The organism is Olleya sp. 1-3 (assembly GCF_002836085.1).
In the GTDB taxonomy this organism is placed as follows: Bacteria; Bacteroidota; Bacteroidia; order Flavobacteriales; family Flavobacteriaceae; genus Olleya; species Olleya namhaensis.
The window spans coordinates 248,650-260,546 of the sequence record NZ_PJBW01000002.1 but is presented as its reverse complement, the minus strand read 5'-3'; the positions used below and the strand labels follow the sequence as shown (position 1 = coordinate 260,546).

The 11,897-nt window shown below is 30.6% G+C and carries 12 protein-coding genes; 7 read left to right on the top strand and 5 right to left on the bottom strand.

The window, feature by feature from the left end:
• Positions 1-228 precede the first annotated feature (228 nt).
• From CXF54_RS03135 to CXF54_RS15685, 3 genes are all read left to right on the top strand, one after another.
• Positions 229-1,023, top strand: coding sequence for a hypothetical protein (locus CXF54_RS03135; protein WP_157823380.1), 795 nt, complete (start codon positions 229-231; stop codon positions 1,021-1,023).
• A gap of 91 nt (positions 1,024-1,114) precedes the next feature.
• On the top strand, positions 1,115-1,501 hold the full coding sequence (locus CXF54_RS03130) for a DUF2306 domain-containing protein (protein ID WP_101202409.1): 387 nt from the start codon (positions 1,115-1,117) through the stop codon (positions 1,499-1,501).
• A gap of 64 nt (positions 1,502-1,565) precedes the next feature.
• On the top strand, positions 1,566-1,736 hold the full coding sequence (locus CXF54_RS15685; RefSeq protein ID WP_157823379.1) for a Lacal_2735 family protein: 171 nt from the start codon (positions 1,566-1,568) through the stop codon (positions 1,734-1,736).
• On the opposite strand, the gene CXF54_RS03125 is transcribed toward CXF54_RS15685, so the two are convergent.
• Positions 1,733-2,524 (bottom strand): alpha/beta fold hydrolase, encoded by a 792-nt coding sequence (locus CXF54_RS03125; protein WP_101202408.1) that lies wholly within the window; start codon positions 2,522-2,524, stop codon positions 1,733-1,735. The genes CXF54_RS15685 and CXF54_RS03125 overlap by 4 nt on opposite strands.
• A 39-nt stretch (positions 2,525-2,563) precedes the next feature.
• Positions 2,564-3,703, bottom strand: a complete 1,140-nt coding sequence (locus tag CXF54_RS03120) for a cysteine desulfurase family protein (protein WP_101202407.1) — start codon at positions 3,701-3,703, stop codon at positions 2,564-2,566.
• A gap of 111 nt (positions 3,704-3,814) precedes the next feature.
• Between CXF54_RS03120 and CXF54_RS03115 the strand changes: the two genes are divergently transcribed.
• The gene (locus CXF54_RS03115) at positions 3,815-4,756 is read left to right on the top strand and encodes a hypothetical protein (RefSeq protein ID WP_090838588.1); all 942 of its coding nucleotides are present in this window, start codon (positions 3,815-3,817) and stop codon (positions 4,754-4,756) included.
• A gap of 2 nt (positions 4,757-4,758) precedes the next feature.
• On the opposite strand, the gene CXF54_RS03110 is transcribed toward CXF54_RS03115, so the two are convergent.
• Positions 4,759-5,322, bottom strand: coding sequence for a Smr/MutS family protein (locus CXF54_RS03110; RefSeq protein WP_090838590.1), 564 nt, complete (start codon positions 5,320-5,322; stop codon positions 4,759-4,761).
• Positions 5,319-5,534 carry a hypothetical protein gene (locus CXF54_RS03105; protein ID WP_090838592.1) on the bottom strand — a complete coding sequence of 72 codons (216 nt, stop codon included), beginning with the start codon at positions 5,532-5,534 and terminating at the stop codon, positions 5,319-5,321. The genes CXF54_RS03110 and CXF54_RS03105 overlap by 4 nt, the downstream gene beginning before the upstream one ends.
• 217 nt (positions 5,535-5,751) lie before the next feature.
• Here CXF54_RS03105 and CXF54_RS03100 point away from each other — a divergent pair, with 217 nt between their 5' ends.
• Complete coding sequence (locus CXF54_RS03100; RefSeq protein WP_101202406.1) at positions 5,752-7,581, top strand: T9SS sorting signal type C domain-containing protein; 1,830 nt, start codon at positions 5,752-5,754, stop codon at positions 7,579-7,581.
• Positions 7,582-7,656: 75 nt separating this feature from the next.
• Here CXF54_RS03100 and rocD read toward each other — a convergent pair whose 3' ends face one another.
• Positions 7,657-8,937 carry an ornithine--oxo-acid transaminase gene (gene rocD / locus CXF54_RS03095; RefSeq protein ID WP_101202405.1) on the bottom strand — a complete coding sequence of 427 codons (1,281 nt, stop codon included), beginning with the start codon at positions 8,935-8,937 and terminating at the stop codon, positions 7,657-7,659.
• A gap of 301 nt (positions 8,938-9,238) precedes the next feature.
• Between rocD and CXF54_RS03090 the strand changes: the two genes are divergently transcribed.
• Together CXF54_RS03090 and rlmD are read left to right on the top strand one after the other, a co-directional pair.
• Positions 9,239-10,405 carry a mechanosensitive ion channel gene (locus CXF54_RS03090; RefSeq protein ID WP_101202404.1) on the top strand — a complete coding sequence of 389 codons (1,167 nt, stop codon included), beginning with the start codon at positions 9,239-9,241 and terminating at the stop codon, positions 10,403-10,405.
• A 70-nt stretch (positions 10,406-10,475) separates the two neighbouring features.
• Entirely contained in the window at positions 10,476-11,888 is a 1,413-nt protein-coding gene (gene rlmD / locus CXF54_RS03085; protein ID WP_101202403.1) for a 23S rRNA (uracil(1939)-C(5))-methyltransferase RlmD, read from the top strand.
• Positions 11,889-11,897: the final 9 nt, after the last annotated feature.

Below are 11,897 nucleotides of genomic sequence, written 5' to 3'. Positions count from 1 at the left end.
TAATTTACAATGAAACTGTTTATCTATATAATTTTATTTTCTGCACCATTTTTATCACTTTCTCAAGAAAAAATTAAAACGTATTACAATGCAGAGGAAAATAAAATAATTTCTAAAACACAATTCCAAAACCTATTTGACTCTACTACAAGAGACGAATACTCCGTGCAATATAACAGTAATAAAAATAACGTATTACAGGTTATATATCCAAAATTAAGATATGGAATGTTGAATAAAAAAAAACTAGATAGCTTGATTTTTTTTATTGATAAACATTCAAAAAAAAGTTTAAATTCGAAAGAATTTATGTTAATTCATTACAAACACCGAAAGAATAATTTCAATTATTCATCTTCTTTCAATACTTTTAAAAATGATACTGAATTTATAAACGAATTAAATAAAACAATAAACTGCAACTCCTTTTTTATTAAAAGCTCTAAATCAAATAAACAACAACTACAGAATAAAATAAAAAGTAACAAAATGTTATTTTCTGATTTCCTGGAAAATACTTTTTTTATGTATAAAGTTCCCAAAAATGGTTTTGTTCTTATTAGAAATGACGGTAGATATTTAATTAATTATGGCTACTATTACAAGGAAAGAGTAATAGAACTGGCCGAATTTGTTTCTGGCAAAAAGAAAAAATCAGAAATAAAAGAATATCTAATACATTTTGATCATTATTTTACTATTTACAAATTAAACAATAGATATTTTTTTAATTTTAATTTAAAACATAAAGAAGCTTATTCTAAAAATTTTCAATTTGATATGTCAAGTATAGATGAGTCTTACAATGATTTTAAAAAACTTATACATCACCAATTTAACAGTTTTACAAAACCAACAACCATAAAAATTAAATCTGTTAAACAAGACGTTTATCTTGATTTTAAAAATAGAGACAATACAGTTTTAATGGATATAAGAATAAAAGAGCAAGGAAAATTAATTAAGTTAATAACATTTGATTACGAGAAAGCAAAAAAATTTTTTGGTCAAAATAACAACTAACACTCCATCCTAAAAAAACAACACTTGAGTAAAACAAAATTACAGAAGCCTTAAAATAAGTATAAGTTTGGGTATCTAACAACCCAAAATTATGTCTTATACTATTTTAATGTACCTTCATTTAGCCACCATACTTCCTGCTTTTGTTTTAGGAACACTCAGTTTTATACTAAAAAAAGGAACAGTAATACATAAAATAATTGGTCGGATTTATATGATTTTAATGCTATTAACAGCATTCATTACTTTATTTATGCCCTCTTTTATTGGCCCTCAATTATTCAACCATTTTGGTTGGATACACTTATTTAGCTTCCTAACTATTTACACTGTACCAACTGCATACACCGCGATAAAAAAGGGAGACGTAAGGCGTCATAAAATAAAAATGATTGGCTTATACGTTGGCGCAATGTTAATAGCTGGTGCTTTTACTTTTGTTCCTGGGCGTTATATGCATACCTTATTTTTTACCTAATACAAAGATTAACAGATCCTTGACAAACTAAAGTGCCTTAGCACCTATCTTTGTAATAAAAGCTATGTTTGGATTATTTAAAAAGAAAAGTGAGTTAGATAAACTTCAAGATAAATACAAAAAATTATTAGAAGAGTCGTTTAAATTATCAACTACTAATAGAAGTGAGAGTGATAAAAAACAAGCCGAAGCACAAGCGGTATTAGAGCAAATAGAAGCGCTTCAAAAAAACTAAGCTACTATTGCTCTGCTTCTAAGAAAGTCTAAACTTGTTTTGTTAAACAACAAGGGTTGTTCCACATTAACGACATGTCCACATTTTTCAACTACATATAATATTGAAGATGAATGCGATTTTACTATATCCTTTATGGATGGTAAAAACAAATGATCCTCTGCTCCCATGACGTAAAGTGTTGGGATTTGAATATCCTTTGCTCTAAAAAACCGAAGTAAAGGGTTGATCTCAGAGGTTAACTTAAACCATCTGATAAACTCTTTTTGATATAGTTTTTTAGCTTCGTTAACAAACAAAGATCTTGACTTTTTATGATTTTTTTTCGGCATTATAATAAATGCAAAAAAACGATACAATAACATATAAGGCACTACACTTTTAAAAATAACACCTAACTTAATCAAGATTTGAGACCTAACATTAAGTTTCATTATAGCACCTCCCATTATCATACTTTGTACGCGTTTGGGATGTTTTTCGGCTAAATTTCTTATTAAAATGGTTCCTAAAGAAATACCAACAAAATGTGACATTTCAATCTTTAAATGATTGATAACCTCAAGAATATCATTAGTAATAGAATCAAAAGTATATTTAGAATTAAAGGTGTCTTTTAATCTAGGCTTGCTATTTCCGTGACCACGAAGGTCCAAAATAAGCACATTAAATTCTGCTTTAAAATCTCTAATTTGCTTGTACCATATGGAACTGCTCCCTCCAGCTCCATGGACAAAAGTCACCCATTGATTAGAATTAGCATTTAAATATGTAGAGTAGTTTAACAAATATTTTTTATGAGTTACAAAAATACGATATAAAAAGACTTAAATATATTCTTTTAACACCTCAATAACATAATCTATTTCTTCTGTTGTATTATACTTACTAAAAGAAAAACGTAAAGACGGTTTTTGCATATCATCATCACTTAAAATTTGAGATAATACATGACTTCCTTTAGAGCTTCCACTTTGGCAAGCACTTCCTTTAGAACATGCAATTCCTTTTAAATCTAATTGAAAAAGTAATATCAATGCTTTTTCTGACGCAATTGGTAAGCAAGTATTTAAAACAGTATATGTGCTTTTTTCAAAATCGGCACTACTACCATTAAATCCAACACCAGGAAAATTAGTTTCTAGTTGCTTTATAAAATATGTTTTAAGCGTTGTGATATATGCTTTTTCTTCTTCTAGATTTTGGTAAGACAATTTTAAAGCCTCTTCCAATCCAACAATATTATGCACTGCTTCTGTCCCTGCGCGGTGTCCACGTTCTTGTTCTCCTCCAAAAATTAAAGGTTTTAAACCTGAATTTTTTCTAACAAATGCAAACCCAACTCCTTTTGGTCCATGAAATTTGTGACCACTTACTGCCATAAAATCTATCGGGATTTCTTGTAAATCCAATTTATAATGTCCTACAGACTGTACAGTATCACTGTGGAATAATGCTTGGTTAGACTTACACATATCAGCAACACGCTTGATGTCTAATATATTACCAACCTCATTATTAACATGCATTAAACTAACTAAGGTTTTTTCTGATGCTTGTAATAATTGCTCCAAATGCTTATAATCTACATGACCATCGACATCTAAATCTACATAGTTGATAGTAATATCGTACTCGCGTTGTAATTGTTGTACGGTATGCAAAACAGCATGGTGCTCTATTCTTGAAGTAATAATATTTTTTACACCTAAATCTCTAACTGCACTTAATAATGCTAAGTTATCAGCTTCCGTACCACCTGATGTAAATACAATTTCTGACGCAGATACATTTAAAAGCTTAGCTACTGTTTTTCTAGCTTGTTCAATCCATGCTTTAGCAGAACGTCCAAAACTATGCGTCGAGGATGCATTACCATAACACTCTTGCATAACTTTAGTCATTTTATCTATAACTTCTGGTCTTATCTGCGTAGTGGCAGCACTATCAAAATATACTGGTTTCATTGCGTTTATTGCTATTAAGAAGCACAAAAATAGTTTAAATAAAATTAATTAGCTTAACCAACGTTATAAGTTTGACAATTCTCTTATTTTTGTCTTTTAAACTTATTAGCAATGCGAAAAATTTCAGTTTTATTTATCTTTTTATTAAGTCTATTTTCTTGTGATGATGGCGACATTATTACCACTGAACTAGATTTTGATGATACTTTTGAGGCTTGTGGTGATTTAGTTTTCTTTAAAGTAAAAACGGAACCTAACGAAACGCTTTCATTACAATTAGATAGTCCTAGTTTTACTGTTGCTTCTTTGCTTGAAACTGAAGCTAACGCTGATAACACGTTACTAGTAGATTTGGTAACAACAGATGTTACCGTAGCTAGTGTTGCTGGTTTATTTAAGTTTAGAAGTTACACTAGTGATCCTACTGATTTTTTCTGTAATGATGTCCCTCCAAACGGTATTCAAATCGTTGAAGAGTATACAACTACAAGTGGAACTGCATATTTTACTGTTAGTTTAATTGAAGATGATAACGACGGAATACCTGCCGAATTAGAAGATGATAATTTAGATGGTGATAACGACCACACAACAAATCCTTTAGATACAGATGGTGACGGTTTGCCAGATTATTTAGATGCAGACGATGATGGTGATAATGTTTTAACAGCAAGTGAAAGTGTTGCTTACACAGAAACAGATGGCCTAAATAATGCTTTGGATACTGACGGAGATGGTATTGCAAATTATTTAGATAACGATGATGATGGTGATGGTATACCAACCAGAAATGAAGAGGTTACAACTTTTGATAATAACCCAACCAATGACGTTTCTGACAGTACTTTTGGTCCTGATTATTTAAACCCAATATTTATGAATAATCATCAACCGACATCATTTAGAAGTCATAGTATTTCTCAGGAATTTACAGTTACTCTTAAATTTGAAAATATTTCTTTTCCTGAAATTATTTATGACGAAACTAATTTTGGTACCTTAGATGATGGTTTAACGTCTAAAACTAGAACAATTACACCACCTTTTATTTAGGATTAATTAGTAGTGCTAGCATTTTGCATAATATAAACCTCTGTAGCTCCTAAACCGTATTTTTTATAGTCGGCTTCGTAGTATTTAACATTGTCATACCTACTAAATAAGGTTTCTAATTCCATTTTTAAAACACCTTCTCCGACACCGTGTATAAACACAATTTTTTGAAGACGCTTTTTAATAGCAAATTCTAACTTATGTCTAGCGGTATCTAATTGAATGGTTAATTTGTCATAATTAGTCATACCTCTTTCGTGGTCAACTAACTTATGTAAATGCAAATCCACTTCCATCGTTGGCTCATAACGTTCCTTAGCCTTAACTTTAGTTGTAGAATGGCGTTTTTTCTCTGTTTTTTCAGACAATACTTGTTGTAGTGATGCCGAATTAAAAACATTATTTCTTAGTGTAGCTGATTTAGTTTTAACTAATTCAGAAGGCTTAAATTCAAGCTCAAAACCTTCATCTGTTTCAATAGTTACAGTATTTGACACTATAGCTATTATTGTTCCAGACAAAGCATCATCCAAAACATCTACTACATCTCCAATCTTTAAATTCATTCTTCTTCGTCTTCAATTAGTTCCGATTCAACAAACGTCTCCTTTTCTTTTTTACTAGGTATTCCTGACTGCAAATTAAAAATACCAAACATTAATACAGCAACACCACCAACTAAGAGTAATATGTTTTGTTTCTCATTAGCATTGGCATAAATGGCAACAACTGCACCTAGTAAAATACAGATATAGTAAAGCGTAGTCTTTTTTTGCACGATTGCGATATATTTAATTATTTAAACAAATCTATATATTTTTATAATACTTGTGTCAATTAGCTTAGTAAAAAACACCAATTAACAAATTATTAATCCGCAATACCTTACATAAAGGATAGTCAAAAGACTAAAAATGAAATTATTATACTGAATTAAACCAATCATATTGATAAATTCAATATTTTTGTATAGAATATTCATCCCCCAAAGAATCATGAAAAAAAACCTAATATTCGCGCTACTTATATGTCCTATATATATAAGCTTTGCGCAACTGACAGTAAGAAACGATGCTTACATTTTTGTTGATGGTACTGGATTTGATGACACTGTAGCCGATGTCGCTCCATTATTTGTAACGGACAACATTAACCTACAAGAAGCAAACAGTACTATTTATTTAAGAAACGAAGCACAAATAATACAAGGTATTAAATCAACAGGTAATTCTGGTTTAGGTAAACTAAGTGTTTATCAACAAGGTACTGTACATAATTATGCTTATAACTATTGGACCTCTCCTGTAGGTAATGTATCAACTAATACAACAGGTAATTCTGCGTTTATACCTAATCAAAACATTTTTGATGTTGTAGATTTAACCAACAGTAATTTAGCTGGTTATGCTACTTCTGGATACAATGGTACAAGTGCACCTTTAAATATTGAAAGTTATTGGTTATGGAAGTATAACCCTGGTACATCTTATAGTGATTGGATATTTGTTGGTCAATCGGGAACGGTAGACGCAGGTTATGGTTTTACTATGAAAGGGACCACTGGATCTACTCCTGCTTCTGGGCAATTATATGATTTTAGAGGAAAGCCGAACGAAGGTGAAATTGGTGCTGAAGTTACCTTAGGTCAAGAAACTTTAATAGGAAATCCTTTTCCTTCCGCTTTAGATGCAAAAGCTTTTATACATGATGCCAACAATGTGCCTCTATTAGATACTGGTTCGTTATATTATTGGGAACAAGACCAATCTGTAAGCTCTCATGTTTTAGTAGACTACAGAGCAGGTTATGGTGCTTATACTATTGATGCTTCAGGTACACTTGGATCTTACGTCCCTCCTGCTTTTAATGCTTATAATGGCGATGGTACTTTAAATACAGCCGGATCGACATCCACCACAGGAAAAAGAGCCAGACGTTATATCCCTGTTGGTCAAGGATACATGGTCAAAGGTGCAGCCACAGGTACACTTTTAATATCAGATAAACACCGTGTATTTTATAAGAAAACTGGAGTGAATAGTGAATTTTACAGAACAACTTCGCAAAGAAGTACTAGTAATGATGCCTCAGAATACCAAATGGTATACAACGACAATGGAAATCAAATTATTCCTGAAGCTTTCAAACGCTTTAGATTAAACGTAGATTTTGGAGTTGCATACACAAGACAATTATTACATAATTTTCACGACTCAGCAACACCTGGAATGGATTATGGATTAGAAAGTAAAGTGAATAGTCTTTTAAGTGCTGATGCTAACTGGAAACAAGGCAATGATGCTTATGTTACTAAGGCTGATAAATTTGAAATTGAATTAATAATTCCAATCATTTTAAATATAGATGCGCCACAAACGTTAAAATTCAGATTAACGGATATTCAAAATTTTGACAATGGACAGCCAATATTTTTACACGATAAAGACAACGATTTATACGTAGACTTAAGGCAGCAAGACTTTGATGTTATTTTACCTATTGGTGTCTATTCCAATAGATTTGAAATTACTTTTGAAGAAGCAAATACATTATCAAGTGATGAGTTTGTAGATAATAATTTTAATGTACTACAAAACAATGCCAATGCAGAATTAGTTGTACTAAACCCTAAAAATTTAAAGATTAATAGTATTGAGTTATTTGATATAACTGGTAAGCTAATTTTTAATAAATTAGTGAACAATACAACTACAAGATTAAGCTATTCTACTAAAAACCTAAGTGATGGTGTGTATTTAGTAAAAACCACATTATCTAATAGTAATACAACTACTAAAAAAGTGATTGTTGCTAACAAGAAATAAAATTAGTTACTGTTTAAACAAAAAAAAAAGACTGTCAAATTTGACAGTCTTTTTTAGTATACAACAATTTAAAAATTACTTTTCAAATTGTTTTAATGTTTTTGTAATAATACCAACACAATCTAACAACTGTTCTTTAGTCATTACTAAAGGCGGCGCAAAACGGATAATATTACCGTGCGTTGGCTTTGCTAATAAACCATTATCACGTAATGCAATACAAATGTTCCAAGCAGTCTCGCTATCTTCTGTATCATTAATTAAAATAGCATTTAACAATCCTTTACCTCTAACCGAGTTAACAATATTTGAAGTTTCGATAAATTTAGCTAATTCAGATCTAAATAATTCTCCTAAATCAAAAGCGTTTTGTGCTAATTTTTCATCTTTAATTACTTCTAAAGCTGCAGTTCCAATTGCTGCTGCAACTGGGTTACCTCCAAATGTACTACCGTGGTTACCTGGCTTAATAACATTCATTATGTTATCGTTTGCTAACACAGCACTTACTGGGTAAGCTCCTCCTGATAATGCTTTTCCTAATATTAAAATATCAGCTTTTACTTCTGGAGTACCAGAGCAATGTTTGTCAGAACAAGTACAATTACCACAAGTTGCTAATAAACGTCCTGTTCTTGCAATACCTGTTTGTACTTCATCTGCAATAAATAAAACGTTATGTTTTGCACATAATGCTTTAGCTTTTGCTAAATACCCTTCACTTGGCACGTATACACCCGCTTCTCCTTGGATAGGCTCCACTAAAAAACCTGCAACGTTTTTGTTACTATTTAAAACATCTTCTAATGCTTGAAGATTATCATATTCAATTTTAATAAATCCTTTTGTATAAGGTCCAAAGTTTTTACGTGCTACTGGATCGTTAGAAAAAGATATAATAGTAGTTGTACGACCATGAAAATTGTTTTCGCAAACAACAATCTCAGCTTCATTCTCATCAATACCTTTTACTTCATAAGCCCATTTTCTACATAGCTTTAAAGCAGTCTCTACAGCTTCAGCACCAGTATTCATTGGTAATAACTTATCGTAATTAAATGTTTCGGTAGCATATTTTTCAAATTTACCTAACATATCATTATAAAAAGCACGAGACGTTAATGTCAATGTTTGCGCCTGCTTAACCATTGCTCCTACTATTTTCGGGTGACAATGTCCTTGATTAACTGCAGAATATGCAGATAAAAAATCATAATATTTTTTTCCTTCTACGTCCCAAACAAATACACCTTCACCTTTGCTTAATACAACAGGTAATGGATGATAGTTGTGTGCTCCGTATTTGTTTTCTAAGTCCATCGCTTCTTGCGATGTTAATTGGTTTAAAACAGCCATTTTTTCAATATTTAAAGTTATAAAGTAGCCATTCCTTCTGTACCTTTATCCTTTCGAAAGCTCGAAAATTCAGCGTGGGAGAGAAATCATCCCTAAGAACTCGCAAATTAATAAATAAAACCTTCAAAGAAATAAAAATCAAATTTATTATAGTAATATATACCAATTCTAAATTCCTTTTAACAGACAAAAGCGCACTTAATCCGATGTGACATTTACTAGTTCTATTAATAATTACAACTGTCTTATAAATTCTATTTTAGCTAGAATCATTAACTAATCAACAAAATAATAATACAAAATGGAATTTTTAAAAAACATTGAAAGAAGTATTTCAAACTCACTTGGAGATAATTTAACTAATGCTTTGGGTGCTTTACTTATATTAATAATAGGAATCTTTGTCGCTAAATTTGTAAAAAAAATAATTACAAAATTAGTAGCAAAAAGTGGTATAGATGCAAAACTTAAAAGCGATAAAGTAATATTGTCAAAACTAATTGGTAAGCTTATCTACTTTTTATTAATGATAATTGTGTTTATGCTAGCATTAGAAAAATTAGGAATGACTAACGTTCTTGAGCCATTAAAAATAATGCTTAATAAATTTTTAGGTTTTATTCCTAATATTATAGGAGCAGGATTAGTAGCTTACATAGGTTACATGCTTGCTAATGTAGTTTCAGAATTAGTAGAATTATCTGGAGATACCATTCAAAAATTTACACCAAAATTAAAATTACCAGAAAATATTAATCTTGTTAAAATATTAAAACAAGTGGTATTCATTTTAATATTTATACCATTATTAATTTCTGCTTTAAACATTTTAAATATAGAAACTATTTCAGAGCCAGCAACACAAATGTTAAGTACGTTCTTTGCTGCTATTCCTAAAATATTATTAGCTGCAATTATTTTAATAGTATTTGTTGTCGCTGCAAAATTTATTTCTGCTTTATTAAAAGACCTTTTAAAAAGCATGAACTTAGACAGTACTTTAGAAAAAATGAATATGAAAAGCTTATTTGGTAACACCAATGTAGCAACTGCTATTTCTAAAATAGTTTATGTTTTTATTATCCTTTTTGGATTAGTTACAGCTTTAGAAAAATTAGAATTCTCTCAATTAACATCTATTGTTGATACAGTAATTTCTTATGGTGGAAGAATCCTTTTCGGAATTGTAATTATTACACTTGGTATGTGGTTAGCTAATTTATTAACTTCTACAATAGCAAAGGGTAACAACGTTTTTGTAACTTCTATTATTAAAATAGCAATTATCGCTATTTTTCTAGCTATCGGATTACGCTCTATGGGAATTGCTGATGAAATTGTAAACTTAGCATTCGGAATTACATTAGGTACAGTAGCACTTACAGTCGTATTATCTTTTGGACTTGGTGGTCGTGAAGCTGCAGGAAAACAGATGTCTAACATTTTAGACAGATTTAATAAAAAATAATTTAAATTTCCTTTAAATTTAAAACTGCTCTAAAACATTAGAGCAGTTTTTTTTTGATATTTTTGCACTTATGGCAAGACGAAATACAAAAAAACAAATTTTTACTAATGTAGAAGTTTTAGATGCTGCAGCTAAAGGAAAGACTGTAGCTAAAGCACCTGATGGACGTGTTATATTTTTACCAAACGCAGTACCAGGAGATATAGTAGATGTACAAACATTTAAAAAACGTAAGTCTTATTTTGAAGGTAAGGCTACTGTTTTTCATAAATTAAGTGATAAACGTACAACTCCAGAATGTGAGCATTTTGGCGTTTGTGGGGGTTGCAAGTGGCAAGATATGGGCTATGAGCACCAATTATATTACAAACAAAATGAAGTTACAAATAACCTAACCAGAATTGGTCATTTAGAGTTACCTGAAGTAACTCCTATCCTACCGTCTGCAGAACAATATTTTTATAGAAATAAAATGGAGTTCTCTTTTAGCGATGCTAGATGGTTAACTTTAGAAGAAGTACAATCTGATAGAGATTTAGGAGACAGAAATGCACTTGGTTTTCATATTCCTGGAATGTGGGACAAAATATTAGATATTAAAAAATGTCATTTACAAGCAGATCCTTCTAACGCTATTAGAAATGCGGTTAGAGATTTTTCTATTAAAAATGAACTAGAATTCTTTAATACTAGAAACCAAACTGGTTTATTACGTACTATGATGATACGTACGTCTTCTACAGGCGATATAATGGTTGTTATTCAATTTTTTAAAGAGGATGTTACAAAACGTGAATTGCTTTTAAATTATGTAGCTGAAACTTTTCCAGAAATAACATCATTACAATATATTATTAACGAAAAAGCTAACGATACTATTTACGATCAAGATGTAATTTGCTTTAAAGGTGAAGATCATATTTTTGAAGAAATGGAAGGTTTGAAATTTAAGATAAATGCGAAGTCATTTTATCAAACCAATTCTAATCAAGCCTACGAGTTATATAAACTAACCCGTGAGTTTGCCGATTTAAAAGGAGACGAATTAGTTTACGATTTATATACAGGTACCGGAACTATTGCTCAATTTGTATCTAAAAAAGCTAAAAAAGTGGTTGGTGTAGAAGCTGTACCAGATGCTATTAGTGCAGCAAAAGAAAATGCTGAACGCAATAATATTACAAATTGCGAGTTTTTTGTAGGAGACATGAAAAACGTTTTTAACCAAGAGTTTATAAATACTCATGGTCAACCAGACGTTATTATTACAGATCCACCAAGAGACGGAATGCATAAAGATGTGGTACAACAAATACTAAATATTGCGCCACAAAAAATAGTATATGTAAGTTGTAATAGTGCGACGCAAGCTAGAGATTTAGAGTTAATGAAAGACATCTATAACATTACTAAAGTGCAAGCTGTAGATATGTTTCCGCAAACACACCATGTAGAAAATATTGTACTTTTAGAAAAGAAATAATTTACAACG